This window comes from Candidatus Desulfatibia sp., assembly GCF_036446775.1.
Classification (GTDB): Bacteria; Desulfobacterota; Desulfobacteria; order Desulfobacterales; family UBA11574; genus Desulfatibia_A.
Map to the genome: position 1 here is coordinate 1 of NZ_JAZFTO010000229.1, position 26660 is coordinate 26660.

General features: G+C 46.6%; 22 protein-coding genes and 1 pseudogene. 9 read left to right on the forward strand and 14 right to left on the reverse strand.

The window, feature by feature from the left end:
- Positions 1-80: 80 nt before the first annotated feature.
- Complete coding sequence (locus V3S16_RS10870; RefSeq protein ID WP_413884827.1) at positions 81-1268, reverse strand: glycosyltransferase family 4 protein; 1188 nt, start codon at positions 1266-1268, stop codon at positions 81-83.
- 224 nt (positions 1269-1492) lie between these two features.
- A complete protein-coding gene (locus tag V3S16_RS10875) occupies positions 1493-2290 on the reverse strand; it encodes a polysaccharide deacetylase family protein (protein ID WP_413884829.1) in 798 nt (265 codons plus the stop codon).
- Positions 2291-2598: 308 nt separating this feature from the next.
- On the opposite strand from V3S16_RS10875, the gene wecB reads away from it, so the two are divergent.
- Both wecB and V3S16_RS10885 read left to right on the forward strand, forming a co-directional pair.
- The gene (gene wecB, locus V3S16_RS10880; protein ID WP_413884831.1) at positions 2599-3705 is read left to right on the forward strand and encodes a non-hydrolyzing UDP-N-acetylglucosamine 2-epimerase; all 1107 of its coding nucleotides are present in this window, start codon (positions 2599-2601) and stop codon (positions 3703-3705) included.
- Positions 3706-3765: 60 nt separating this feature from the next.
- Entirely contained in the window at positions 3766-4257 is a 492-nt protein-coding gene (locus tag V3S16_RS10885) for a response regulator (RefSeq protein ID WP_413884833.1), read from the forward strand.
- Positions 4258-4367: 110 nt separating this feature from the next.
- On the opposite strand, the gene V3S16_RS10890 is transcribed toward V3S16_RS10885, so the two are convergent.
- The 12 genes and pseudogenes from V3S16_RS10890 to V3S16_RS10945 all read right to left on the reverse strand — a co-directional run bounded on the left by V3S16_RS10890 (position 4368) and on the right by V3S16_RS10945 (position 16080).
- A complete protein-coding gene (locus V3S16_RS10890) occupies positions 4368-4640 on the reverse strand; it encodes a hypothetical protein (protein ID WP_413884835.1) in 273 nt (90 codons plus the stop codon).
- Positions 4631-4810 (reverse strand): hypothetical protein, encoded by a 180-nt coding sequence (locus tag V3S16_RS10895; protein ID WP_413884836.1) that lies wholly within the window; start codon positions 4808-4810, stop codon positions 4631-4633. The genes V3S16_RS10890 and V3S16_RS10895 overlap by 10 nt, the downstream gene beginning before the upstream one ends.
- A 496-nt stretch (positions 4811-5306) precedes the next feature.
- Positions 5307-6158, reverse strand: coding sequence for an AmmeMemoRadiSam system protein B (gene amrB / locus V3S16_RS10900; protein WP_413884838.1), 852 nt, complete (start codon positions 6156-6158; stop codon positions 5307-5309).
- Positions 6159-6273: 115 nt separating this feature from the next.
- Complete coding sequence (locus tag V3S16_RS10905) at positions 6274-6543, reverse strand: hypothetical protein (protein WP_413884840.1); 270 nt, start codon at positions 6541-6543, stop codon at positions 6274-6276.
- An 18-nt stretch (positions 6544-6561) separates the two neighbouring features.
- Positions 6562-7077, reverse strand: a complete 516-nt coding sequence (locus V3S16_RS10910; RefSeq protein WP_413884842.1) for a glycine/sarcosine/betaine reductase selenoprotein B family protein — start codon at positions 7075-7077, stop codon at positions 6562-6564.
- 282 nt (positions 7078-7359) lie between these two features.
- A complete protein-coding gene (locus tag V3S16_RS10915) occupies positions 7360-8751 on the reverse strand; it encodes an aldehyde ferredoxin oxidoreductase C-terminal domain-containing protein (RefSeq protein WP_413884865.1) in 1392 nt (463 codons plus the stop codon).
- Positions 8728-9167 (reverse strand): annotated as a pseudogene (locus V3S16_RS10920) (aldehyde ferredoxin oxidoreductase N-terminal domain-containing protein); the annotation flags it as partial. The gene V3S16_RS10915 and the pseudogene V3S16_RS10920, both read right to left, overlap by 24 nt.
- A gap of 185 nt (positions 9168-9352) precedes the next feature.
- The gene (locus V3S16_RS10925) at positions 9353-11095 is read right to left on the reverse strand and encodes a DUF6178 family protein (RefSeq protein WP_413884844.1); all 1743 of its coding nucleotides are present in this window, start codon (positions 11093-11095) and stop codon (positions 9353-9355) included.
- 352 nt (positions 11096-11447) lie between these two features.
- Positions 11448-12644: an AmpG family muropeptide MFS transporter gene (locus tag V3S16_RS10930; protein WP_413884846.1), complete on the reverse strand. Its 1197-nt coding sequence runs from the start codon at positions 12642-12644 to the stop codon at positions 11448-11450.
- Between the two features lie 81 nt (positions 12645-12725).
- Positions 12726-14699, reverse strand: coding sequence for a phosphoenolpyruvate carboxykinase (GTP) (locus tag V3S16_RS10935; RefSeq protein ID WP_413884848.1), 1974 nt, complete (start codon positions 14697-14699; stop codon positions 12726-12728).
- Between the two features lie 150 nt (positions 14700-14849).
- Positions 14850-15428, reverse strand: coding sequence for a nitroreductase family protein (locus tag V3S16_RS10940; RefSeq protein ID WP_413884849.1), 579 nt, complete (start codon positions 15426-15428; stop codon positions 14850-14852).
- Positions 15421-16080 carry an XTP/dITP diphosphatase gene (locus tag V3S16_RS10945; RefSeq protein ID WP_413884851.1) on the reverse strand — a complete coding sequence of 220 codons (660 nt, stop codon included), beginning with the start codon at positions 16078-16080 and terminating at the stop codon, positions 15421-15423. Before V3S16_RS10945 ends, V3S16_RS10940 begins: the two co-directional genes overlap by 8 nt.
- 309 nt (positions 16081-16389) lie before the next feature.
- Here V3S16_RS10945 and iorA point away from each other — a divergent pair, with 309 nt between their 5' ends.
- From iorA to V3S16_RS10980, 7 genes are all read left to right on the forward strand, one after another.
- Positions 16390-18246 (forward strand): indolepyruvate ferredoxin oxidoreductase subunit alpha, encoded by a 1857-nt coding sequence (gene iorA / locus V3S16_RS10950; protein WP_413884867.1) that lies wholly within the window; start codon positions 16390-16392, stop codon positions 18244-18246.
- Positions 18247-18376: 130 nt separating this feature from the next.
- Positions 18377-18973, forward strand: coding sequence for an indolepyruvate oxidoreductase subunit beta (locus tag V3S16_RS10955; protein WP_413884853.1), 597 nt, complete (start codon positions 18377-18379; stop codon positions 18971-18973).
- Positions 18974-18982: 9 nt separating this feature from the next.
- Positions 18983-19993, forward strand: coding sequence for a potassium channel family protein (locus tag V3S16_RS10960; protein ID WP_413884855.1), 1011 nt, complete (start codon positions 18983-18985; stop codon positions 19991-19993).
- Complete coding sequence (gene recN / locus V3S16_RS10965; RefSeq protein WP_413884857.1) at positions 19974-21701, forward strand: DNA repair protein RecN; 1728 nt, start codon at positions 19974-19976, stop codon at positions 21699-21701. The genes V3S16_RS10960 and recN overlap by 20 nt, the downstream gene beginning before the upstream one ends.
- Complete coding sequence (locus V3S16_RS10970) at positions 21698-22777, forward strand: phosphotransferase (RefSeq protein ID WP_413884859.1); 1080 nt, start codon at positions 21698-21700, stop codon at positions 22775-22777. Before recN ends, V3S16_RS10970 begins: the two co-directional genes overlap by 4 nt.
- 43 nt (positions 22778-22820) lie before the next feature.
- Positions 22821-23330, forward strand: a complete 510-nt coding sequence (locus V3S16_RS10975) for a MarR family winged helix-turn-helix transcriptional regulator (RefSeq protein WP_413884861.1) — start codon at positions 22821-22823, stop codon at positions 23328-23330.
- 536 nt (positions 23331-23866) lie between these two features.
- Positions 23867-26065, forward strand: coding sequence for an ATP-binding protein (locus tag V3S16_RS10980; protein ID WP_413884863.1), 2199 nt, complete (start codon positions 23867-23869; stop codon positions 26063-26065).
- The last annotated feature ends 595 nt before the right edge of the window (positions 26066-26660 follow it).

The window sequence follows — 26660 nt, forward strand, 5'->3', positions numbered from 1 at the left end:
CTCTTTCTTTGTGCCTTGGTGTCTTAGTAGCTATGAAAGAACATCTTGTCATAAAATATACAAAATTGATATTTAAGAAACTAAACGGACGGCTTTTTTGGGTGAAGAAGCGAAGCGTACAGAGCGTCGATTTTTTCAACCATTTTGCCCTCACTGAAGTTATGCGCCATAGCTTGGCCCCTCTTCCCCATTTCGCGGCGCAGGTTTTCATCGGCCAATAATTTTCCAATCGCTGCCGACAGACCGTTTACATCGCCGGGTTCAACCAAGAATCCGTTTTGCCCATGATGAACCAGGTCCGGAATCCCACCCACATTACTTGCCACAACCGGCTTGCCGGCCGCCATGGCTTCTACCAGCACACGCCCCATCCCTTCGTTCAGCGATGGAAGCGCAAACAGATCAAAAACCGGCATGATTTCAGGAACATCATCGCGCCAGCCCAAAAACTTTACTTTCTCGGATACTCCCCTTTGGAAAGTCTCTGCTTTAAGTTCGTCTTCCAGCTCACCTTTTCCCACAAATACCAACTGCACATCAGAACGGTCCTGCCAAACCTTGTCCATTGATTTAAGGAGAACCTCTGGTCCTTTGATGGGAAGTAACCAACCCACAGTGCCAACCACCAAGTCTTTGGGATTCAGTCCTAACGTCGACTTCTTTTCTTCAATATTGACCCGGCTGTTCATGTATCTATCTATATTTACTCCGCTGTGTATTATATCAATTCTTCTCGGCTGAATAATTGAGAGCTCAACATAGTCGTTTTTTTCTCCTTCAGTCAGTGCAACCATGCAATCTGTTATCAGGGCTGTAACCTTTTCGGCCAGAAGAAATATCCTGGACATCGTAGGGTCGAAGTGTCCAAAAAAAACATGGCCGTGGGGTGTATGCACAATAAAAGAAACACCTGCAAGCCAGGCTGCCCAACGGCCTATGAAACCGGCTTTGGAGGAATGGGTGTGAACGATATCAGGCTTCTCCTGTCGTATCAAAATCCACAGCGAAACAAAGGTGCGAAAATCCTGAAGGGGATTTATTTTTCGTACGAGGGGCGCCAGAGGAACGCATTTTACGCCCTTCTTTCGGGCCATGGCCATTTTTTCTTCAACCGATTCGATTTCCATCTCGGTCATTCGTGATTCTATAGAAAGGCCGTAAACAAGCATCAACTCATATCTGTCCGACAAACCTATACAGGTGAGTAATGTATTCTGGGCCGACCCGCCCATATCCATGCGGGTAATGATATGTAAAATTTTAGTCACAGTTTTATTATTATCCGTTTACATAAGCTAAAATTATGCATTCAGAAGGTTGATATTTCTCACGATAAACTTGCACGGACAAAACAAAGAACTATTAATCCTGCTGCAGCGAAGCTGCTGACCAGTTCCTCTTTGCCGGCGTCCCTGTCCCGCTACAAGCGGGGTCACCGGCAAAGAGTAAAACATATATCTCTGCGTTCTCTGCGTCTTTGCGGTGAACTATTTTAGCGTTTTTTATCTCCTTTTACCTGATCCCAGGTTTCCGATAGCCAGTGGGCTACTTTATCCAATTTATATTTGCGAACATATTTCCATGATCGCCTGTCTTTAAAAAAGAGATATGTTTTCGAAATCTTGGTGAGAAAAATGTTATGATCGTCATCGTCAATCTGAATCCGGCCGATACTATCCGCGGCCGCTCTGCGATTTGTCGGGCATTGCGTAAAAACCGCACCAAAACCCTGTTGTTTTAAAAAATGCCAAAGTGATTTTCCAGGAACACCTTCCTTGAAGGCACAATATTTAACCTGGGGATTAATCTCCCTTCTCAAAATCTGCATCGCCGGTGCAATACTTTTTTTTATAGCATCCTCATCATAATGTAATTTAATAGTTCTCCCATCATAGGCCAGAAGTCCTATCTCCATGCCGCAGTTTCTAATCTCACGAACCTGATCCCAGGTTAAGCATTCTATGGAATCACCTTTAATTGTTCTTTGCCGGCCGATAGACTCGGGAGGAATAAAAAACGTTGCAGGGAAACCATATTTCTTTAGAATTGGAAAAACATTGGTAAAGGCATCCTGGTATCCGCCGTCGATGGTTATCGCCATAGCATTAGAAGATAGTTTGGTCTTGCGATTCATGTGGTCCAGCGCCTGTTGTAAAGTGACGATTTGGTGTCCATTGTCTGCCAGAAACTTCATTTGCTTTTCAAACGTTTCCGGCAACATCCCGTCTTCCATCATGTTTTCAGGGTAATTCCCAATGTTATGGTACAATAATACAGGTATTTCTCTCATGGGTTTATCCTAATAAAGTAGTAGAAGCACAAGGGCACCTCAAACAGGTAGATAAAGGTACTTTTACTATCGGCTTAGACAGATTTTTGCAGATCCTGCCATAAATCAAGTTAATCTTGTAAATCCTGTCAAAAATGTAGTTTTTTTCTATTCCATCGGGACCTGCCCCGTGCAATTTTTACCCCGTTAAACTTTCTTGTTCTCGTTTATCTGGGGCACGTCAGTGACAGCGGAGCCTGCCCGCCATCGGCTCCGCCTTCAGGCGAGGCGGGCGGGCGTACTTCACTGGGGTAATCTGTGGATTGTTTATGAAAATATTTCTCATTGCCGGTGCGCGGCCCAATTTTATGAAAATCGCTCCAATAGTTAGAGCATTGAAGTCCAGAAGCGTTCATGGGTTGGTCTGGAAAATAGTGCACACAGGCCAGCACTACGATTATGAGATGTCCCAGACCTTCTTTGATGAGCTGGAAATACCCGAGCCTGATTTTTTTCTTGAGGCCGGATCCGGATCTCATGCAAGGCAAACCGCAAAGATCATGGTGGCTTTTGAAAAGGTCTGCCAAGATGAAAAGCCTGATATTGTAGTAGTTGTTGGAGATGTTAATTCCACGTTGGCCTGCAGTGTAGTTGCCAAAAAGTTGATGATTAAAGTGGCCCATGTAGAGGCCGGTCTGAGAAGTTTCGATCTGAGCATGCCGGAAGAGATTAACCGCATGGTAACTGATACGCTTTCAGACTATTTCTTTGTTACTGAAAAGAGCGGTATTGACAATCTGTTAAAGGAAGGCAAGCCCAAAAAGAAAATCCACTTTGTCGGTCACGTGATGATCGACAATCTTTTTTATCAACTTGACCGACTCAATAACCAAGATCCTTCGCAGCTATCCACTTATGATCTGAAAAAAAACCTTGAAAAATACGCTTTTCTTACTCTTCACAGGCCGTCTAATGTGGATGATAGAGCCACATTGGCAGATATAGCCACCGCCCTGAATGAGATCTCCGCCAAAGTACCACTTGTGTTTCCAATACATCCACGCACGAAAAAGATGCTCAAATCGTTCGATATCAAGTTAAGTCAAAATATTCACCTTTTAGAGCCTCTGGGATTCAGGGAGTCTTTATTTTTGTGGAAGGATGCAATAATGGTGATGACCGACAGCGGCGGCCTGCAGGAAGAAACAACCGCACTTGGTATACCCTGCTTTACCATAAGAGAAAATACCGAAAGGCCGATTACAATCGAGGAAGGCACCAATACCCTTGTCGGCAATTCAAGCAAGGGTATTTTGGAAGCATTTAAGAAGCTTGAGCAGGGTTTACAAAAAGAAGGCAAAATCCCGGAACTTTGGGATGGAAAAGCATCCGTGAGAATTGTCGATGTGTTGCTAAATGCAAAAGAGATTCTTTGAAGCTTTTTTACCCATTTCAGGATGTTTTTCAAAGATCTCGGCATGTAAAGGAGACTTGTAATGGATCTGAAAACTGATAAAAACATACGGATTTTGGTGATTGATGACGACCAACAGTTGGCGCACATGCTGGTGGAATTCCTGGTTAAACAGGGTTATCAAGCCATTGCAGCTTATGACGGCCGTGATGGGCTGACACAGTTTGAACAGGGCGATTTCCAGCTTGTAATTCTGGATTTGAAGCTGCCGGACATGGACGGTCTGGAGGTTTTAGAGTCTATCAAGGCCGTGGACAGCCGGGCCGTAGTGCTGATAATTACCGGTTACGGAACCATTGAGTCGTCAGTTACCGCCGTTAAAAAAGGGGCTTACGATTTTATCCCTAAACCGATCAAGCTTGAGGCCCTTGAGCTGGTTATCAGCCGGGCCCTGGAAAAACACACCCTCTTTAAACAACTTGGTATTTTCCGCGGGCTGACCCTGGCTCTCATTATTTCTGTTCCGGTATGGCTGATTCTTGGAATCATTCTGGCAAAGATCTTGCTAAAATAAAATCGCTTCGCGATTTTATAAAACGCGGCTTACGTCGCTCAACTTGACAAAAAGTAAAAAAATCCTGAAAATCCTGTCAACATTTTTAAAGGTTTTAACTCAATGCGAGTTTAAGCCATACCTGAAGTATGATTAATAAGAAAATGATCCAGCCCGGTTTTTTGCTCGCGCGTTAAATTCTCGAACTTCACGCCATAGCGCTTAAAGATAACCGTGCTAAATAGCGACCTGTTAGCCAGTTCAATTTTTGAAACAGTCCTGATAGAGAGTCCGCCAATTCTGAAATCACCACCAGATAAAAATATATCTAGTTCAGAATAATCTTGTGCTTTTTTTTCATCTACAAAACAACGAATTGCAAGCCCCGACCTGCTTATATCCAAAAGTTGTCCAATATCTTCATCGGATTCAGACTGAAGTTTCGCAAAAGTAAGGTCCTTAGCCAGAAAGCGTTACCGCTTTCTTTGCCGTATTCCTTTTCTTCGATCTCCGGCGATCCGTTTTTCAAGGCCTGTGAAGTTAGGATCAGCAAACACCCTTCGATTCGAACCATAGCGTCGACGCCCGATATCGCTATTTTCGTGAAAAATAGTTTGCATATCTATTTCCTTGTTTTACTTCTGTATCATTTGGATAAATGTCTATAAGACCTTTGCAAAACGCCCCTTTTTGTTGATGCAAACAAAATGCAAATCAAAATGAGCTTAACAGAACTGCTATTGTTTGAACTAAATCTTATTGCTGTCAAAAAGCAAGAACGATTTTGAGCGGTACATAATGGGTATAAGGAGTGCCTCCCCCTTTTCTAACAACCCTTAATTATTAAAATATTTATCCTTCAAGACAAGCGACAAAACATTAAGCGGAATTTTATAGCGATTTTCATAATAATGTTCAGATTGATTCACTGGGGTTCATAGTTTTAGTAAGCCGCCGGAAACGGAACGTTATTTTGACAACTGCTATAGGCGAAGATTGGGCCTCCGGCTCGTAGAGGTGAGCCTACGCCTTGGAGAGCAAAAGGAGACGTTTTGCAAAGGTCTCGCAAGTTAGAAGACGATCCCTACATACCCCACAAAACTGTCGCCGGGGCTTTTATCATAGCTGGTGGCATAGGCGATACTTTGCGCCTTTTGGGCCCCTAACTGTTTGGCCGCGGCAATCGCCGCTGCGGCCGCACCGCCGCAGCAGGCATTCTGGTGCTCGAGAGCTTCGCTGATCACGCTGTCGGGATCCATGGCCAGCATGGCATCGATAACCCGGCGGTCGTTTTCATCGCGTACCCAATCAACCGCTGCCGGCCCCGTGCCTTTGACCACAAATCCATAATTGTTTCCATAATGGGTTAGATCCGTGGACCCGATCACTTTTACCCGCCGGCCCAGCCGGGTTGCAATATCCGCCACCGCCTTGCCGATCTCTAAAGATTTTCTGGCCGGCGGCACACCCATGGGAACGAGTTTGGCATCTTTGAAAAAGTATTTTACAAAAGGGAGCTGTAGTTCGATGGTATTGTCCTGGGTAAAGTTGTCAGTAGTCTCAATTCTAAAGCTAAACTCTTCAGCAAGCTCGCCGGCCATTGTCTGTTCGATTTCAATGGGACCGAATGGTGTTTCCCAGGCACCCTCGGCCATAATATAAGAGGGTGAACCGGAATGCAGGTGCATTCCGAAAATTACAACCACATCCACAGGCTCTGCGTCCTGAAGCCAATGGAGGACGTTGCAGGCAATACTACCTGAAAAGTACCAGCCGGCATGGGGGACGATCCCGCCGATGAAGCTCCTGTCCCCATCCGGCCTCTGCCGGCCTTCTTCAAGAAAAGTTTTGATCTCTCTCTCGCACCCGGCAGCATCGCCCGGATACCAGTCGCCTGCAAAAATAGCTTTTCTGGTTTGCATAGTAGTACCTCCTTATTCAGGTTCTATACTAATTGAGCGCAAACAAAGTGCAGGGTTCTATGAGACAAATTTGCCACATGTGTTGTCATAAGTCTAACGGTTTTTGTTTGTTCAGTTAGATAGAACCCATTTCGGAGTGCTCTGCGGTGGTCAAGTCGAGTTCTATGATGGTTCCAGGGGAATCAATATCTACCAGGTATTTTAGCAAAAGGCGCAGTACCTGCCGTTGACGCAAGGCCTGACCGGGAAAAGCGATGGGATGTCCCAGCGGAAACCCGGGATAAAGCGCTCGCGGCGGGCGCACTTTTTTAGTGATCTCCCTGGACAGAGTTATGGAAATAGTCGCAATCCCTGCAGCCTCAAGCACTCTCTGAATCAGTCCCACGGACTGGTTGCAAAGACCTCAGGCAGGAGTCAAAATAGCGATATCCACCTCGTCTTTCTTCAAAGCGGCAGCAACTGCCGGGGCAGTTACGTGCATTAATGTATCTATGTGGGGCTCAAGAATATGCCCCATAAAAGAGAAATGCCGGCGATTTACCGCGCCGATATCCTGAGCCTGTTTCAATTCATGGACCCGCTCGACTGGAAGTACGATATTGATGTCTTTATCCGCATCCGTGTGGTCATAGTAGTTGTGCGTAATCATCAGATCTGAGGGAACTGCGTCCTGGGGGATTTCTCTGAAAGTCGGGTCTCCTTGCGGATCCAGCATGTCAAAAGGAGGTTGTGATCTAAGATGTACGCCGCCGGTGGTAATCAGGGCCAGGCGGCTTTGGGCGACAGCGGTGGTCAACCTGGTCCAGGGGGTATCTTCAAACTCAACGAACTCTGTTTTTTGAGCCCACTTGTTCAGCAGTGCCGGATATTTTGTAAACAATTTAGCTATGATTTTATCTTTAACCTGCCTTGAGCCCAACAAAAACCTCCTTTCGCGTAAGTCAATTACCATATATCTCGCAGAGCTCACAGAGTACACAGAGAAAGATAATTATCATTTTTTATTTGCCGCTGAGGCGCCCCGCATATCTAGCGAGATTAAGAACCGGCAAATGAAAACCACTATGCCTGGCAATGTGTTAGCTGTCAAAACCTGCCCCAGGGCTAATTGATTTTTTCTTTCCGCCCTCTCAGCGGAAAGGGAAAAAACCCAAATCTCTGTGACCTCTGTGGGCTCTGTGAGAGAACCCTCAATAAGCTCTCACTTTACAATCATGTCTATTTGTTTCAGCTCTTGAACCAGGTCGGACAGCCCGAGGCCTGCAAGGGTTTCAGCCTTTTGCAAACCCGACTCAGCATCCCAGCCCCTCAAATTATAGAATTCCTTGCGCATGGTGTCAAAGACATCCCGGTCCAGGGTCTGGCCCTTGCGGCTGACGACTTCCTCCCCCGGCCCGGGCACGATCACATCGGGGTTCATGAACACGGTTTCAACCGGATCATTAAAATTGAACTCTTTCAGCACATCATCTGTTTCGGGCCGCCGTCCTTCTCGCAGGAGAACCCCTCGCTGCAGGTTAAATATTCTTTCACCATATTGATGCAGCCCGGCTTCATCCGTTTCCATGCCGGTCACTGCCGAAAAAATTCGACTCTCAAGCGTCGCATCGCCAACATGATCGGGCGTATTCCAGGAGACCATCATAGGCCAGGCGGAATCACACAACAAAAGGCTGTCTTTTGCATAAGTTCGATCGATAATTTTAGCGGCCGCCTCGGCCTTGCCTGCATGGGTGTTTAAATCCCAGGCCTGCTCATTGCCCCAGAATTTAGCGGCGGCAGCCCGAAAAACCGCAGATGTTACCGGAGAAGATTCAGGGTTGGACTGATGCATGACCCATAATCCGGTTAACCAGCTTATTTCGTGAAGCATGGCAATCGGCTGCCTGGGTTCCAGGGCGTACAACAACCCGTTCATTAAATATTCGCGGGCGGAATAGTTGGCGCCGTCCCCGACACCGGAGACCTCATTGGCAAAATGAGCCCGGGCTTCATCTCCAAGCTTTTCTCCGGCCCGCAGCAGACCTGCCGCCAGAATATCGCCAAATCCTTCTCGACGAGCAATCATATTGGCAAGGTTTTCAAAAAATGGGCGCGTGCCCAGTTTTGCAATCTCGAGCCCGGTCTCTTTATCGGTAAGGTAGCCGGCCTTGTAGCAAGTATCCAGCCACTGAATGATATTATACATTTCCATGGTACAGATCGACAGATCGTTGCAGATGCCGGTGGCATCCACGGCGGTCTCGGCGGACTCTCCCGGCCTTCCCATTACCCATGGAAAATAGACGAACATGGATTGACATTTTCTGACAACATTCTTGCCGGATGCCGTTCGAAACGAATTTCTATATTTACAATCAAGACCGCATTGATAACAGGACGATTTTCCGGTTCGACGAACCTGTTCTTCAGGATAAGGGGCCACCAGCGGATCACGCTTGTTTAACTGCACTGCCAATTTGTTCAGTCTTTTCAACTCCTCCGGGTTAGCCACTGCCGGCCGGCCGGTTCCCAATACCGCCACGGCTTTAAGGTTTTTAGAGCCCATCACCGCACCGAACCCTCCGGTGGCGCTGCCTTCATTGTCCGTCATCAGATTGGCACTCCGGCACATGTTTTCTCCGGCCACACCGGTTGTTACGAAGCGCACATTTTTTCCATGCGTTTCTTTTAAGATATCCCGGACAGCATAAACACCCTGGCCCCACAGCAAAGACGCATCTAAAATTTGGGCTTTGCCATCATGAATCCAAAGGTAAACCGGGAGGCGCCCTGGGCACCGGTAGCTCCCAAAGGGCCGCTCATCAGTATCAGCCGGTTCTCCGGATCAAAAGCACCCACATCAGGTCCTACTTCTTCCCAATAGATCCGTGTGGCAATTCCTCGTCCGCCAAGAAAACGGTCGGCATACTCCATGGTCTCAAGTTCAGTGACCCGCGAATTTGACAAATCTACGTTAAGAATCTTGCCGCACCATCCAAAAATTTCGGTAGCCATGGTGGCCTCCATTTTTAATACGATAACTCACCGCCCATTCGCTTTGCTCATTAGAGCCGCAGAGAACGCAGAGTTTATCTATTTTATTGTTTTCCGTTGACCCCGCTCTTAGCGGAGTCAACGGCAAAAGAAAAAGTATCTTTTCTTTGCGCTCTCTGCGTCTTTGCGGTGAAAGCGGTAATTGCAGTTTTTAGGTTTTACGCTTCTATCAAAAAAAGATGGATATATTCGGGGACAAGATCTTTACCTGAAACTTCCCCTAATTCGCTTTCGATCTCATTGAAAAGATTTTCCAGGGTTTGGCCCAGTTTCTGTGAAATTTCGTGCGGAGTCTGCCCGGTCCGATCTGAGAGCCAATGCAAAAATGCCTCTTTCATCTTCAGGCTGGTTTTGCACGGTTTACCTTCACCGCTCCACAGATCGTCAAAAAACCGCTTGAATTCATCCAGTGTGAGGGGCACCGGTTTCTTGGAAAGGCCCAGGTAGTTCCGGGCCCAGAGGGTCAGGATCAAGTTTTTATAGGTCAGAAGCGCATCTGAAATCGACTCAGGCTTGACAGCCATCAGCGCCAGGAGTTCGTCGATATTGATAATTTCATTTAAGACTTTTTCAGTCTTTTCAACGTCGTCTGTTGAGATAAATTCACGGTACAGCACTCCGGTGGCATAATTATCATAAAACAAAGGTTTTTTAATAAACAGCCCTCCCAGCACACCCATCCCGCCCTGGTCCCAGAAGTTCAAAAGCAGCCCTTCTTTCCCAAACCAGCTTGTTTGCCGCCAGCGTTCAGCTCGCCATTTTAGATCCAGGGCGCGTCCGTAGCCCACCCTGAAAATTCCGGCAAGCGGATATTGCCGTATCAGTGCGGTCGCCCGGTTGATGTCGAGTGGCGTGCCTTTTGCAGTTAAACGCTCAAGGCCTATATTTAAATATCCGCAAGCCTTTTTAACGATAGCGCTTAATGCCTCCCTGTCCCTGACAGCCTCCTGGTCCGCGGCCACAATCTGATTGCACAGGCCGGCAAATTCAGTCTGAATCTGCTCTAAAACCTCATTTATTTCTATCCGTTTCAGGGCCCCGGCAAAAAGATTATCTTCTTTTAACATACCGGCATGATAAAGCGGCACAGGAAGAAGCTGCCGGCGTTCGTCGTCCTTGCCGGTGTACTTTACGCTCTGCTTTTCAAAATCCCGCGGCTTCAGCGGCTGATAAATTCCAATGGCTTCGTCAAAGGGCATAAAGCCTTTTTCCGCCAGTCTGACATTACGCAGGCGATAGGCTTCCTCCTCAGTTTCAGCAGGGATAACACTTGCAGATTCCAGCAGGACTTTCTGATAAATGACGTGGTCGTAATCAGCAAGGACCCTAAAAAAGTTTGACAGGAATGCATCCCGATGTTCTCTGGTGGTTGGCTCAGCTTCATGCTCCTCTGCATCCGGATCGAAAACATCCTCTTTAAACCTGACGTAAATAGTATCATCAAACGTAAAAAACCCCTCATCAAATTCGGAGGGATCCTGATCGTTTTTTCTTGCTCTGACCTCGATATTTTTGAATAGATAGAATTCCACGAATTCAGTTTTTTCATCCAGGAACCATTTGATAAAACGCTGCGGATCGACTTTTAAAAGCAAATCGAACCAGCGGGTAACCGCGCGTATTTCAATTCTGTCCTTTTCCCAGACCTCTATATCGAGGATATATTCCCACTGCCGGTTCGATGCCAGTCTCATCAACTCATGTGAATCTTCAAGCCCGATATCATTAATCAAAAAATAGAAATCCTCCTCGGGAAAAGAATGCACTAAAGCCGCCGGCTGCGGCGCATCTAAAATGGCAGTCAGAGCTTTTTCCGACGACAGCTCCATGATCTGTCTTCTTTGCCGGGCCAGAGTTTCGTAGCGTTCGATCGCCTTTTTGTTTTCAGAATCTTCGTTCATTTTTCAAGTGTATTTTTGTAGGCGTTCACAGGTTCAGGGTTCAGAAGTTCAGGGTTGTTTTTTTGTTAACCTTTACAACAGACCTCGTTATTCAACTTATATAAATAGCCGTAGACCTTTGATACCATTGGATTGCACATAAATTGGGCACCAGGCCGGTCTGAGTTATAAGGTTCCGGGTTCCCGGTTCAGGCCTCCGGCTCGTAGAGGCACGATCCTACGCCTCGGAGAGGTTAAGTGCTTCGCGCTTTTTTCTTTAACCATTGATTTATTGGGTTAACACCATAGATGGATCAACCTCTGAACCTTGAACACTGAACCCCTGAACCCTGAACCCCGAAACCCGTATTTTTCAAGCTACAGCCGTCTCTTTGGAATGCCAGGGAGCAAATTTAAGCAACAACAGCAGGCCGGGAATGGCCATCAGCGCGCATGTGATAAAGAAAACCTCCCATCCCATATATTTAGCAAGAAAGCCTGTGGGGGCGGAAGCCAGAACCCTGGGAACACCCATCAGACTGCTCAGCAGCGCATATTGCGTAGCGGTAAATTTTTTATTGGTGATACTGGCCATGAAGGCGACAAAAGCGGCGGTCCCCATACCGCTGCTTAGATTCTCAAAGGCGATGACCCCCGATAAAACAGAGACACTGCTGCCGATACGCGCCAAAATAGCAAAACAAGCCGTTGAGACGGCCTGCAGAAAACCGAAAATCCAGAGGCTGCGGTTAATCTTAAGACGAAGCATAAGTACTCCGCCGATCAGACTCCCGGCGATGGTAGCCCAGAAACCGAACAATTTAACCACCGCACCGATCTGGGATTTTGTAAACCCGATATCCATATAAAAGGGTATGGTCATCGCACTGGCCATAGTGTCGCCGATTTTGTAAAAAAGAATAAAGGCCAGGATCCAGAAGGCTTCCTGCCTCCCGAAGTAATCAACCAACGGATCGAAAACCGCTTCCTTTAAAGTTCGGGGAGTTTCGACATAAATCTCAGGTTCCGGTGCCAGTAGTGTGGTTAAAACGCCGGGCAGCATACAGGCTGCCATAATTAGATAAATAAAGGGAAACGGCAGCAAGTCGGCCAGAATCAGGCCGCCGCCGGAAGCCAACAGCATCCCCACCCTATATCCGTTGACATAAAGAGAAGACCCGAGGCCCAATTCCTCATCATCAAAGTCTTCCCGGCGATAGGCATCCACCACAATATCCTGGGAGGCACTGAAGAATGTAACTATAAATGCTGCAACTGCGACCATCCAGGGCTTTTCCCCCGGATCGGTGAAGCCCAGACCGATAATTGAAAAAATCAAGGCTACCTGTGCAACCAGGAGCCACCCTCTTCTGCGCCCCAGAAATGGGAGTGTAAAACGATCCAGAAAAGGCGCCCAGAGAAATTTCAGTGTATAGGGCAGACCCACCAGAGCCATCATGCCGATGACGGCCAAATCGACGCCCTCGTCATGCATCCAGGCCTGCAACACCGTTATAGTCAGCAGCAGGGGAAGACCGCAGGCAAAACCCATAACAAAAGCAACCAGCATACGACCGCTGAAAATTACTTTTAAGATGGGTTTCCGTTTTTCAAGCAGTACTGAGTTGTGAATTGTTTTCCTCGGCTAAAATTAAGAATCTGATTCAGCTTTCTCTAAGTCCGACGGTGTTACTATGGAACCAAACTTTTCTTTCAAGGCTGTAAGGCCTGCTCGCTGCTCTTTGAAAACTTCGAATAGTCTGTCGGGAATATTAGACTCTTTGCCGTATGCCTCTATCTGCCAGTCTATTCTGGCAACAATATTGTCAATATACAAAGAAAACTGTTTTACATAAAGCTCTTCACTATATTCCTTGTCGATAATGGATTTAAAGAGATCTTTAAGATCATTATACTTTGGAAGAAACCCGATGGGAGTTTCAATCACTTCTACTTCCCGGTGGGTATGTCGTTCCAGCCAGGCCAGCCAGACTTTTACGTCTCTTTTTTCTCCTAAAAGATTTTTGGAGGTACCGCCGCGGGCTTCATCGATTAAGAAATAATTCAAACCCGCCATTACGGGCTTTTTATCTTCAGCAATTTTCTCATTGCCAAAAAATTTAAATTGAGCGTCCATGTAATCCCCTAATGATCCCGGAATAAAAGGAGCATTGGCCCATGGTGCCCGTTTAACCCCGGTTACTCCTACTTCCGTGGCCGTTGCGGCCGATACGATCCCGGCACCGATAACGACGCCGTGGTCCGTTTTTTTGGCCACCCAGACCGGGGGCATGGTATCGCTGTCTCTGCCGCTGTAGGTGATCACTCTGGTTTCAACACCGTTCGGATCCTCTGATTTTGCCGAATAATTCGGCAGAGCCGATGAAGTTAAGGTGCACCTGGCATTGGGGTGGGATATCGGCACCTTATTTCCATGCTCATCGGTCATGCCCTCTTCCCACGGGCCTTGATAATTGATACCTTTACGCGGTGGTGTTTCACCACTTCCCGTCCAGTGGGGAACGCCGTCTTCATCAATAAGCACATTAGACCATATCACTTCGGTTCCGGGCTTCCTTAAAAGTTCCATAAGATATGGGTCACCTTCCCAGTTTACATCCTCGACTATACCGAAAATACCGCACTCGGGGTTAATCGACCGAATGCTGCCGTTTTCATCTATCCACATTTGGGCAAGGTCATCACCAACAAAATGATTTCCGGCCATGGCTGAGGTTGTTTTGCCGCATCCGCTGGGCGCCGCACCGGCGCACCATGTTATGCGACCGCCCGGGCCATCGATACCGGTAATAAACATATGCTCAGACAGTTCATTGCCCCTGTTTTCATATACGGCCTTGTCAACGCAAAACCGGTGATTACCCTTTTTTAAAAGTAGTGTATTACCGGCATATGTACAGCTGACACTGTAAGTTGTTTGATAGATTCGATCCATATATACACGCGCTTTAGGCAGGTCTTGGGGACTATTTAAGCCTTCACTGTGTATATTGGTAAAAAAATAGCCGGTACGCTCCACCTCTTTCTCAAAAGCGTGAAATGCATTTCTGTATAGTATTTCCGCGCTGTGAAAAACATAGGCCGAACTGGATATCTCCAGAGCCGGGTTTGATACAAAAGATCCGGCGGGACCGCGCGAATAAAAACCGATCATCATGGTTTTGCCGTTCATAACGCCTGACATCTTGTCCCGCACGTCTTCAAGCGCTGCGGCTCTATCCATTTTATTGGCAAGGGAGCTAATCTCTTCGTCTACATCGGCTACATAGAATGTACGATCAACAATGCGTCCCTGTTCTTCTTTTAGATCATAGTGGATAGTGTGCCTATCCATGGGGAGTACCGCTTCTTCTTTATTTTTTAATGACAATTCCCTGATGTATTGTTTATCTTCCTCAGACCCGGTATTGATAAAGACTGAATCCGGTGCGCACATGGCTATGGCATTGGCGATTTTGATCGCGATTTCCGGATTTTTTATAGTTTTTATTCTGGATAGATGTTCTTTGTCCAATTTCTTTTCAAAAAGCTCCAGAGCCGCTGCATGGGTTTTGATGCCCCCTATTTCAATGACGATATCTATCCCTTTTTTTCTTGGTAACATACATATTCCCCTTTTATTTCCGCCACAAAGGCACCAAGGCACAAAGAAAGACATAATATAATATTTCTTTTGTGTCTTTGCCTGCCCCGTTAAATCTGAAAGCTATTTATCTGGGGTGACTTAGTGGTATTTTTTTGTCCATACCTGTTATTAATATGAGGCCACTATAACATCAGACAATTTTCTTTTGGGTACGTGATGTATCCCTTTATCATCCCGCCAGTAGCGGATATCGTTATCTTGGCCAACGGTTTCTATCACAATTTCTTCTTGGGGTTCTCCCAGTGCAATGACTAGCAATATTTTAAACTGAGTTTCTATGTCGAGTATATTCCTGAGTTTTTTGCGGTTGATGGATCCGAGCATGCAGCCGGCAAGCCCTTTTTCCACGGCACCCAAAAGAATGCTCTGGCTGGCAATGCCACAATCGTATCCAATATAATCATTGGCTTTGGCGGTGTCACTCAGAATAATGATATAGGCCGGCGGTTGTTCACCCGCTTCAGGACCCGGCCAGTTTTTAAGATATGCCGCCCAACCAAGGCAAGCAAATATCTGCTCGTTGATTTGAGGATCGCCGGCCAGGATATAGCGCAGCGGCTGCAGGTTGCCAGCAGACCCCGTCAGCCTGGCAAGATCTACCAGTTCCCGCAGGGTTGCCACATCCACCCGGCGGTCCTGGTGAAATCGCCGGTAGCTTCTGTTTTTTTTAATAAGATCTTTAATCATTTTTCATATCCTCACATTTAAACTTTGTCTGAGAGGGTAAATGCTGTTGCAGCCAGATCAAAACTTTGTCAAACTCAGTTTTAAGTTCAGTTAGTGCTTTTCCTCTATGGCTGACACGACTCTTTTCCTCCATGGTCAGTTCTGCAAAGGTTTTCTTAAGCGGCGGATAGAAGAATACAGGATCGTATCCGAATCCGTTGGAACCCGCAAGCTTATCAGCTATCAGACCTTCACAGCGGGCTTCATATGTCAGGGCGGGACCTGCCGGAACGGCAATCGATATGCCACATTCAAAAGCGGCTTTGCGGTCAGTTTTGCCCTGCATCGCCTTCAGCAGCTTTAAACATTTCTCTTCATCGCTGGCATTCTTGCCGGCATACCGGGCCGAATGCACGCCGGGTGCGCCGTCGAGCGCCTGGACCAAAAGTCCGGAGTCATCCGCCAGCGCCGGCAGCCCCAGGACTCTGGCAGCAAAACTTGCTTTTTTATAGGCATTATCATCAAACGTATCACCGTCTTCTTCCACTTCGGGGATGGGGCCAAAATCATCAAGATTCTTGATCATAACATTGAAGCCTTTTAAAAGTCCCCTTATTTCTTCTGTTTTTCCTCGATTTCGCGTGGCAACAACCAGAGTGATCAAATTCTGCATAACCTCCTCGAAGCCTTTGTTTACCATTATTTCCTGAACCCCCGAACCCTGAACCCGAATAATAATTATTTCCTGAACCCCCGAACACGGTTACGTCAGTTTTATAATCCATGACAAGCACTTTGTAAAGTTTTTAAAGCCCCTGTCCCGCTGACAGCGCGATTGCCGAAGGGGCGGAATTTACCAGTCCTTTTACAGTTCAATTGCCCGGCATTTTTCAGAAAATGCTTTACACTGCAAACTGTGCTGGTGTATTAGTCCCTCATAACGCCTCGCTTGATCGCAAGCAAAATGGAGAAGGGAAATGCCATGCACAGGCTTTTAAAAGCTCGTCCCGGTCAAAAAATGCTGCTCCTCGGCAATGAAGCCATTGCCCGGGGGGCTATTGAGGCCGGTGTCGCCGTTGCCACCACCTATCCGGGAACACCTTCTTCTGAAATCTCAATGAACTTTTTTCAGATATCCTTGGAAACCGACCTTTATTTTGAATACAGCACCAATGAAAAGGTAGCCCTCGAAGTGACGGCCGCCAGTGCCAATTGCGGAGTTCGAAGTATCTGCGTAATGAAACACGTGGGCCTTAATGTGGCGGCCGACGTTCTTTTAACCTTAGCATATGTGGGTGTAAAAGGCGGACTGGTTATTGTCACCGCCGACGACCCTTTCATGTTTTCCAGCCAGAACGAGCAGGATAACCGTTACTATGCCAAGCTTGCCGGCCTGCCCCTTTTGGAACCCTCTTCAGCCCAGGAAGCCAAAGATATGGTGGCCTATGCCTTTGATCTTTCTGAAAAACTGCAGGAACCGGTCATCTTTAGAACCACAACGCGCATCAACCACTCCACTGAAGCCGTTGTTATGGGTGACATTCAAGCTCCCCAAACCCATGGTGATTTTACCAAAGATCCTTTCAACTATGTGCCGGTACCCGCCGTTGCCAGAAACCTGCATGCCAGGCTGTTGAACCGACTCAAAGAGGCTGAAGAGATTTCCGAAACCAGCGCTTATAATATTATCGCGGGAAAAGGCCGTTGGGGAGTCATCTGCAACGGCATCAGTTACAAATATGTAGAAGATGCTATCAAAGACTTGAACATGGGCGGCCAAGCCAAAGTACTGCGCATCGGTTTCTCCCACCCGCTGCCCCAAGCTCTGTTAAAGGATTTTTTAAAGGGGTGTGAAAAGGTCCTGGTGGTCGAGGAGGGGGAGCCTTATATGGAAGAAGCGCTCAAGGCGTTCGCCCAAGAAGAAGGACTGACACTGCCCATAAAAGGTAAGAGCAATGATCTTTTTTCACGCCTCTATGAATTTAATCCTGCCATTGTGCGGCAGTGTCTGGCCGCCTACTTCGATGTAGCGTATTCACCGCCGGCCGTTCCCGATCTTTCCGATCTTCCCGAAATTCCACAGCGTCCGCCCACCCTCTGTGCGGGCTGTTCCCACAGGGCCACTTTTCATGTGGTGAAGAAAGCCGCAGAGGGTATGGAAACGATTTGCCCCACCGACATCGGGTGCTATACGCTCGGATTTCTGCCGCCGCTGTCCATGGGAGATTTTCTGATATGTATGGGATCTTCCGTCGGTACTGCCTGTGGTTTTTCAAAGGTAACGGACAAAAAAGTCATTGCCTTTATCGGTGATTCAACCTTTTTTCACTCCGGGATACCCGCTTTGATCAATGCCGTCTTTAACAACCATGATTTTACCCTGGTTATTCTTGACAATGGAATCACGGCCATGACCGGGCATCAACCGCATCCCGGTGCAGATATGAAAGAGTTGAATCTAGAGGGATACGGGCATGTATCAATCGAGGAAATAGTAAGGGCTGCTGGTGTCTCCCAGGTGGCGGTCATAAAACCGTACAGGCTTAAAAAAAGTATTATCGTTGCCAAAGAGGCCTTAAGCTATAAAGGCGTTTCGGTTATAATATCTCAAGAAGCATGTACGCTGTATGCCAAAAGTCTTAAAAAATTACGGGGAAAGCCCTTTTTTGTTAGTGAAAAATGCAAAAACCATAAGGCTTGCATTAATGAGCTTGCATGCCCTGCCTTTTTCATTCAGAATGAAAGGGTTAAAATCGACCCCACTGTGTGTGTGGGATGTACGGTCTGCGCCCAGATATGTCCGGAAAAGGCCATATTGCCTTTAAAGCAAAAAGGCTGATTAATTCGAAAAAGTCGAATTAATCAGGTATTTGGTGTTTTGTGTTTAGTGTTTTGTTTGAAGTATATGCAGATATGGTCACCAAACACTAAATACAAAACACTAAACACTCTCGTAAAACGGTAATTAGATGAAAACAACCAGATTAATCATAGTGGCGGTGGGTGGGCAGGGCAATCTGCTGGCCTCCAAGGTTATTGGTGAGGCCGCGCTCCGGTCAGGCGTTCCTGTCGGCATGAGCGAAATCCACGGCATGGCCCAGCGGGGCGGGGTTGTGGAATCTGCTATTGTGTTCGGGGATGCCCAAAGCACCATTATCGCAGATGGTGAGGCCGACGTGTTTGTGGGCTTTGAGCCGCTGGAAACCCTTCGGGCTCTGAATAAATGCAATGCCAATACGATTGTTATTACCAGCCTAGCCCCCCGGTCGCCTTCCACCGCAACCACCGGAAGCTGCCCGTATCCCGAGCTGAAAAAGTTACAGGCTATAATCCGGGCCAAAACCGCCAAGTTGATTGCCTTTGATGCCGCGGCGCTTGCCGCGCAAGCCGGCAATGTTTTGGCCGTGAATATGGTTCTTCTGGGAGCATTGATCCAGACCGGAACAATTCCGCTTACCGTCGACAACGTGAAAACAGCCATTGCCACCATCACCAAACAAGCTTTTGTCGCATCAAATTTAGCGGCCTTTGAACTCGGTTTTTATGCCGCAAAAACATCAGGCTAAAAAGTAAAGATGGAAATTAAAAAAAGACTATCTCTTGTGCTGGCAGCTATCTTCTTCGTGATCATCATAGGGAGCACCGGCTATTATATTATATTCGGCGGCGAGCCGAAATTTATAGATTGTGTGTATATGACGGTAATTTCTATCACAAGTGTCGGCTATGGTGAAGTTCTTGATATTTCAGGTAACGTCCCTGCGCAGATATTCACCATGTTCCTGATAACTTTTGGTATGGGAATAATTTTATACGGCCTCAGTACCATGACAGCATTAATTATAGAAGGAGACCTCTCCGGAATTTGGAGGAAAAACAAGATGGAAAAAAAGATAAAACAGCTTAATAACCATTATATTGTTTGCGGCGGCGGTGAGAGCGGGCGCCATGTCCTGGAAGAGCTGACTAAAAACAAGGAGCCTGTGGTCTTGATTGAACAAGATGAGAGTATTATCGAACGCTGCCGGATTTTGGACGATGACCTGCTCTATGTGCAGGGGGACGCTACTGATGATAAAAACCTTTTAACCGCCGGGATTGTAAATGCTGCCGGAATCATTATCAGCCTGCCGGCTGACAAAGACACCCTCTATGTCACTATGACCGCCAGAATGCTCAACACAAAGTTACGAATTATCAGTAAAGCCGTCGATCATAAACTGGCATTTAAACTCAAAACAGTCGGCGCCAACGGAGTGGTGTCACCGAATTTTATCGGGGGCCTGCGCATGGCATCCGAAATGATCCGGCCCACCGTTGTCGATTTCCTTGACAGCATGCTGCGCAGCAGCCAGGGACAATTAAGGATCCATCAGATCGTTGTTACTTCAAATTCAAATGTTGCCGGAAAAAAGATCATGGAGTCCGGGTTAAAAGACAAATTCAATCTGCTGGTATTAGGCTCAAAACTTCCGGCCCAGGAAATCGAATTCAATCCGCCGGCAACACAGATTTTAACAGCCGGGATGACTCTTATTGTGATGGGAGATGTTGAAAATATAGCCGTTGCCAAAAAAACATTCTAACCCGCTTATGCTGCGCGAACTTGCCATCAAAAACTTTGCCATCATCGACGATCTAAAAATTTCTTTTTCAGACGGGCTGGCGATATTAAGCGGGGAAACCGGTGCCGGCAAATCGATTATCATCAATGCCGTCAATCTTCTGTTGGGGAGCCGTGCAACCGCCGGTCTGATTCGAACCGGCAGTGAAACCGCCGAACTGGAAGCTCTTTTCCAGATTACGCCGCAAAGCCGTGTGGCCGGCGTTATGCAAGAGCATGGTTTTGATGCTGATGAAGGCTTGTTGATCAGTAGAATCATTGCCCGCAGCGACAGGCACAAAATTTACATCAACGGACGTCTGGGCACAATCGCACTGCTCAATACAATCACCGAAAATTTGGCCAGCATATCGGGCCAGCACGCTCACCAGGGGCTGTTGAAAGAAGAGCGGCAGTTGACGATACTCGACCAGCTGGGCGGCCTGATGCCTCTGCGCCACAAAGTACATAAATGCTATCATCAAATCCTGCCTTTGATCCAGAACCTCAAGGAACTCCAGGACGCCGGCCAACGACAGGCGGACCACCTTCAGCTGTTGGAATTTCAGCAAAAAGAGATTACGGCGGCGGCCGTCAGCCTGGGTGAGGATGTTGCTTTTGAACAGGAAAGAATGCTGCTGAAAAACGCGGAGGCGCTTTACCTGGATGTCCATAACAGCCTTGAAGAACTTTACGTCTCGGAAGGCGCAATCATAGAGCGCCTTGTAGAGGTGAAAAAGAACCTCGACCGAGCCTGTCAAATTGACCCGTCCCTGGCATCCAAAACGGAAAGCCTGGCGGCAACCACATTTCAAATGGAAGATGTCGCCGAAGAACTTAGAATCTACTTGAAAAACATACAGCCCGACGAAAAACGCCTGGAAGAAATTGAAGCACGCCTTGACACCTTAAACCGGCTTAAACGTAAATACGGTGGATCCCTTGAGGCGGTGCTGGCCATGCTCGACACCATCGAGCATGAGCTTGCAGACGCAGAAAATATTTCTTTAAAAATTGTTGGAACCAAAGAAAAACTTGCCCAACTGCATGCCAAGCTGGTCAAGCTGGCTGATAAGCTTTCCAAAAAAAGGAAAGAGACCGCAAAAACCCTGGCCCGCAAAGTAATGCAAGAACTTGCCACCCTCGAGATGTCACAAACAAAATTTGAGGTATCATTGCAAGCCCTGCCGACCGGCGACAATGCAGAGCCTCACCTGACATCTGGTGAAAACGCCATCCATGAAACCGGAAGCGACCGTGCAATTTTTCTAATTGCCCCCAATGTAGGTGAACCGCTCAAGCCGCTTTCCAGTATTGTCTCCGGAGGTGAGCTCTCCAGAGTGGTGCTGGCGCTAAAAGCCATATTGGCCGAAACGGAAGCGTTGGAAACCATAGTGTTTGACGAGGTCGACGCCGGAATAGGAGGAGGTGTGGCGGCGGTTGTCGGCAAAAAACTGGCGGCCCTTGCCCGCCATCACCAGATAATATGCATCACCCATCTGCCTCAAATTGCAAAATTCGGTGACCACCATTTCAGGATCTCGAAACACGTTTCCGGCGGCAGAACCACAATCAGCATCAAGCGCCTAAGCGCCAAAGATCGTATCAAAGAGATTGCCAGGATGCTGGGTGGAGAAAAGGTCACTCAGGCAACCCTCGATCATGCCCATGAGATGTTGAATTTACGATGAATGAATTCTTTTATAACATCCTTACAAATTTCTACGATCTTGGTCAGTTGGTCCGTATAACTCGGAATCATCGAGGGTATATTAACGAAACTTACGAGATTGAGTCTTTTAAAGACAAAAAAAAATGCCGCTGGATTTTAAGACTTTACCAAAAGGGGGTCCTTGAAGAAAAGATCAAGTTTGAGCATGCGTTACTATTAGAACTGGCTCAACGAGGTTTTGAAATATCTCCCCGCGTGATTCTCACCAAAGATAATACAACCTTTTTGAAAGTTCCAAAAGAGACCAAAAAGGGTGGCGCAGAGGCCTATATTTCTGTTTACAGCTGTTTGCCCGGAAAAGACAAATATAGTTGGGACCAGCCTTTGTGCACTGATATGGAGCTAAAAAATGCCGCCGAAATACTGGCTTTATACCACAGTACAATCTACGAATGGAAAAGTGAAATAAATTGGACGGAGCCAAGAGATATCGACAAGGCACCTATGATGCCGGCCCAATTGGCAGGGTATGTTGAAAACGCGGGAACATCGGTGTTTGATCAATATTTTTCGGAGCACTTTGATTATCTTTTTAAAATATTTAAAAAGTGTAAAAAAAAGAATGTTTACAATGCAATGCCACACCTTGCCGCACATGGTGACTACCACCCGGGAAATCTTAAGTTTCAGAATGGAAAAGTCAGCGGCGTCTTGGACTTTGATTGGTCAAAAATGGATATGCGCTCTTTGGATGTCGGCCGCGGCATATACTTTTTTTGTACGGCTTGGGAGGGAATTGCGGACGGAAAGCTGCTGCTCGAGCGCGTGGATAGCTTTTTAGAGGCGTATCAATCTGCTGCAAAAGAGCTTAAAGGGATTGGGCCTTTAAGGAGGGCTGAACTGGAGTATCTTCCTGAAATGATCCATTTAAGCAACCTGTGTGTAATTAATTGGACTCTGGACGAATTTTACAACACTGATCGTGATCCCCGCGAATACTTTATCTATCTGCGGCACTGTGTTCAATGCATCCAGTGGATGGAATGCAATAGGGGCAGGTTGTCCCGATGTGTTTCAAACCATGAAGTACGATAAGTTTTTTTAAAGGCTCAATTGGGGTAATATCTAGGAGCTGGTGATGTATGCTGAAAATGAATTGTTAATCAAAGATATCGTAGGCGCAATCCGCAAGTTTGTGCGCGCCGTTTCTATCGACACTTTTCAGATGAGCCGAAAGTACGGCCTGACAGGCCCCCAAACCGCTGTGTTAAGAAATCTGGCCGCCGAAGGCCCGCTTTCATCGGCATCTTTGAGCCGCAGGCTATATGTTACACCCTCTAACATCACCGGAGTCATCGACCGCATTGAAAAAAAAGGATTGGTGGAGCGCATCAAAAAGGATGGGGATCGCCGGATCGCCTTGATTACGCTAACGCAAAACGGCCGTGAACTGAGCAAAACTTTACCCGACCCTATCGAAACCAAATTAATTTCCGAACTGGCCGACCTGGAATCGGAACATGTGCGCATACTAGCGCTGGTGATGAATCAAATTCTTAACCTGATCGACGCCAAGGGAGTCGACGACGACTTCCTGGAGTTGCACATGGGACCAAGCTCTGGCCAAAACAACGAAAAGCAACCATGATGGCGTCGTAAAAAGTCACGAATTCAACTTTATCTTCAATTTTATCATGCACACTGCACAATAAATTGTGCGCCTTTGCATATTTTTTTGTGCATTCCTTACTTTATCTACTTTCAACAAACCACTGACATAAACGCAACAACTCTCATAAAGCCCTTGAATATAAGATTTTCTAATATTTCTAAAACATAAAACAGTTTTTGGCACATAAATTGAATCCCATATCAGTAAAAAACCTAGCCCCGAGGACCAGGCTTTGATTTCACATCATAGGGGTTCATCTATCTCAAATGAAGTAAATTAAATTCCAAATATCAAATATCAAATATCAAACAAATAACAATCGTTCGACCTCGAGGTCGAACGATTGAATATTGGAATTTGAGATTTATTTGTAATTTGGTGCTTGGAATTTGTGATTTTAGACACAAAACTCCAAGGCAGAGCCGGAGAACTCTTTCAGCCGTCGTAGCCTTGCTATTATGGCGAAGTCGGCGATCTGGCCCAAAGGACCAGGTTTCTCAGGACTGAATAAAATGAATCCCTACAGCATCCCACCACTATTGACCTTGTGCTGCTTTGTCGGTCTGGCCGCTTTTACGATTTTACGCGGCCGCTGGACAAAAACCAACGTCCTTTTTTTGATCATATGCATCCTGGGTGCTTTTCTTTATATCGATATATTTCTCGCCTTTAACGTCAAATCAGCCGCAACGGCTCTTTTAATCAGCCGCATCGATCATTTTTTTATTGTTTATCTTTTTGCGGTATATCTCCATTTTTTTCATGCTTATTTGAACATTTCCAAGCGAAAATGGCTTGTCTACGCTGCCTATGCATACGCATTTATTTTAATGTGCCTCACACCGACCTCGCTTTATATTGTATCCGTGCAGCAACATTATTTCGGTTATTTTGCCAAAGCGGGCCTACTCTTTCCACTTTTCGACGCTGCCTCTCTATTTGTTAACATTTACGTGCTGATACTCATCTTTCAGGCCGTCCGCACTGAAAAAAGCAATACCCGCAAAAACAGTCTCAAGTATGTGTTTGCCGGATTTGGAATCATGGGTTTGATGAATGCTTTGGATGTCTTTCCACTGCATGGTTATTCCGTCTACCCGCCCGGTAATGCGAGCTTTATTCCTCTGATTGTCTTTGCTGTCGGCATTTACAAACACGACCTGTTAGACACGGGAGTGCTGATTAAAAAGGGCCTTATCTACTCGCTTTTGACGGCATGCCTGACGTGCATGTACGCCCTTATCATTATTGCAGCGGATAAGGCGTTTAAGGAGTTTGATTTTTCAGGTTCGATTTACTTCTCTATGTTCTTTTTTCTTCTGATTGCTTTTGTCTTCGGTCCCTTGAAATCAAAAATTCAAGCCATTGTTGACCGGCTCTTTTACAAGGGCAAATACGACTATCAAAAAACCATTAAATCTGTCAGCCAAATGATCGTCTCTGTATTAGATTACAATGAAATTACAAAACAGCTGATAGAGACGATTCACGATGCATTGCAGGTTGAACACTGTGCCCTGTTTTTAACGGACTCATCCGATTCGAATTTCATACGGCTTACAACCCGCTGCAATGACAGCTTAACCAAGCATGCCGACTCTATCTCCCCAGAATCACCTCTGGTCATTTTTATGCAGCACCAACGCCGGCCGGTCATCAAAAAAAACCTTAACCGCCTGGTCGATGCTGATGAAGTACAGGGTTTGCTCTTTGATTTCAACGTGCTTAATGCTGAGATTGTCCTGCCTCTGATGTTTAAGGGTACGCTAAAAGGGTTTGTAATTGTGGGCGAGAAGCTTTGCGGCGATCTTTTTACTACTGAAGATCTGGATCTACTGGAAACACTCTCCATCCAGAGCGCGCTTGCCATTGAAAACGCCCAATCCTACAAAAAAATTCATGCCCTGAGCAGGGACCTTGAAAAAAAGGTCGAAGAAAGGACTCAAGCTCTTAAAGAGGCCCTTTTTGAAAAGGAACGAACTCAGGAGCAGCTGATCCGCTCGGAAAGTCTGGCAGCCATCGGGCAGTTGGTTGCAGGTGCGGCCCATGAACTCAATAATCCCCTGGCAGGCGTCACCAGTCTCGTACAGGCAACCATCGAGGATTTAACGCTATGGGACAAAAACAATCCACCGGGTGAATACTTGATAGATGATCTAAAATTCGCAGATAAAGAACTCGGCCGGGCCAGGTCGATCGTGGCCAGCCTTCTGGGTCTTTCCCGACAGACACAAACTTATTCCGAGGCTGTAAATATGAACATGGTTGTCAAAGATGCCTTAAGGATACTTTTCAATCAGTATAAGGATTACGATCTGGATATCATCGAAAAATATGATCGAAATCTGCCGGATACCTACGGCAACTTTGCCAATTTGGGCCAGGTTGCCCTCAACATTATTCAAAATGCCATCCAGGCCGCTGACGGCCAAAAGGCGACCATTGTCCTTGAAACCAGCTTTGACAAAGATACCCGTCAGGTTGTTTTTGTATGCACGGACAGCGGTCCGGGAATACCTGCGTCGATCCGTCAGGACATTTTTAAACCCTTTTTTACAACCAAAGCGCCCGGCAAGGGAACCGGCCTGGGATTGTACCTCTGCCATGAAATCATACGCAAACATAACGGCTCATTAACGCTTAAAGACGCCGGCGGACAGGGTGCCCAATTTGTGGTAAGATTGCCGGTTGATGGCCAATCACGCCCCTAACAGCAGTTCGACATCTTATTTTCCCTTTCTTTCTGAGACACTCACCCCCCTGGCGGCCAAGTGCTCTGCTTCGTAAGTTCGATTGCGTATTTTTTTATATTGTTTCACCGCCCGCTTCGCTTGAGACGCAAAGGCCGCAGAGTTAAATATTATTTCTTGTGCCGTTGAATGGACGGCAAAAGAAAATAGTCCAAGCTTTATAAAAGTAATATTGTATTGAAATACAAGTGGTTATTTCTTTATCCCACAAGGATGTATGTTTTTGCTTTCCGCCCTCCCTGCCCTGTGGAATGCGAAGCTTATTCCTCTGGGGTCAGCGGAAAGCAAAAAAGAACCAAATTCTCTGCGTCTCAGCGGTGATTATAAATTATCCAATTATAATACAAAGCTATTGTTTTTGCAGAAATTCGCTGATATATTAATTTTTTTATTTTTGGAAAAGGGTCATAGGCTACTTGATTTCATTTCCGACAGCCGACACCCTGGAATTTGGCCTTGCCGGCCCTATAATTTTTAACCCTATTTTTTTAGAGGATCGTCGCTATGCCGATATATGAATTCAAATGCTTGAAATGTGAACAATTCATAGAACTGC

What these genes read in the sequence shown, in the direction of transcription:
- V3S16_RS10875 (WP_413884829.1), bottom strand. Translation starts at nt 2,290, where the DNA reads ATGAGAGAAATACCTGTATTATTGTACCATAACATTGGGAATTACCCT.
- wecB (WP_413884831.1), top strand. Translation starts at nt 2,599, where the DNA reads ATGAAAATATTTCTCATTGCCGGTGCGCGGCCCAATTTTATGAAAATC.
- V3S16_RS10885 (WP_413884833.1), top strand. Translation starts at nt 3,766, where the DNA reads ATGGATCTGAAAACTGATAAAAACATACGGATTTTGGTGATTGATGAC.
- V3S16_RS10895 (WP_413884836.1), bottom strand. Translation starts at nt 4,810, where the DNA reads ATGGTTCGAATCGAAGGGTGTTTGCTGATCCTAACTTCACAGGCCTTG.
- amrB (WP_413884838.1), bottom strand. Translation starts at nt 6,158, where the DNA reads ATGCAAACCAGAAAAGCTATTTTTGCAGGCGACTGGTATCCGGGCGAT.
- V3S16_RS10915 (WP_413884865.1), bottom strand. Translation starts at nt 8,751, where the DNA reads ATGACGGACAATGAAGGCAGCGCCACCGGAGGGTTCGGTGCGGTGATG.
- V3S16_RS10925 (WP_413884844.1), bottom strand. Translation starts at nt 11,095, where the DNA reads ATGAACGAAGATTCTGAAAACAAAAAGGCGATCGAACGCTACGAAACT.
- V3S16_RS10930 (WP_413884846.1), bottom strand. Translation starts at nt 12,644, where the DNA reads ATGCTGGTTGCTTTTGTTATGGGTTTTGCCTGCGGTCTTCCCCTGCTG.
- V3S16_RS10935 (WP_413884848.1), bottom strand. Translation starts at nt 14,699, where the DNA reads ATGTTACCAAGAAAAAAAGGGATAGATATCGTCATTGAAATAGGGGGC.
- V3S16_RS10940 (WP_413884849.1), bottom strand. Translation starts at nt 15,428, where the DNA reads ATGATTAAAGATCTTATTAAAAAAAACAGAAGCTACCGGCGATTTCAC.
- V3S16_RS10945 (WP_413884851.1), bottom strand. Translation starts at nt 16,080, where the DNA reads ATGCAGAATTTGATCACTCTGGTTGTTGCCACGCGAAATCGAGGAAAA.
- iorA (WP_413884867.1), top strand. Translation starts at nt 16,390, where the DNA reads ATGCACAGGCTTTTAAAAGCTCGTCCCGGTCAAAAAATGCTGCTCCTC.
- V3S16_RS10955 (WP_413884853.1), top strand. Translation starts at nt 18,377, where the DNA reads ATGAAAACAACCAGATTAATCATAGTGGCGGTGGGTGGGCAGGGCAAT.
- V3S16_RS10960 (WP_413884855.1), top strand. Translation starts at nt 18,983, where the DNA reads ATGGAAATTAAAAAAAGACTATCTCTTGTGCTGGCAGCTATCTTCTTC.
- V3S16_RS10970 (WP_413884859.1), top strand. Translation starts at nt 21,698, where the DNA reads ATGAATGAATTCTTTTATAACATCCTTACAAATTTCTACGATCTTGGT.
- V3S16_RS10975 (WP_413884861.1), top strand. Translation starts at nt 22,821, where the DNA reads ATGTATGCTGAAAATGAATTGTTAATCAAAGATATCGTAGGCGCAATC.
- V3S16_RS10980 (WP_413884863.1), top strand. Translation starts at nt 23,867, where the DNA reads ATGAATCCCTACAGCATCCCACCACTATTGACCTTGTGCTGCTTTGTC.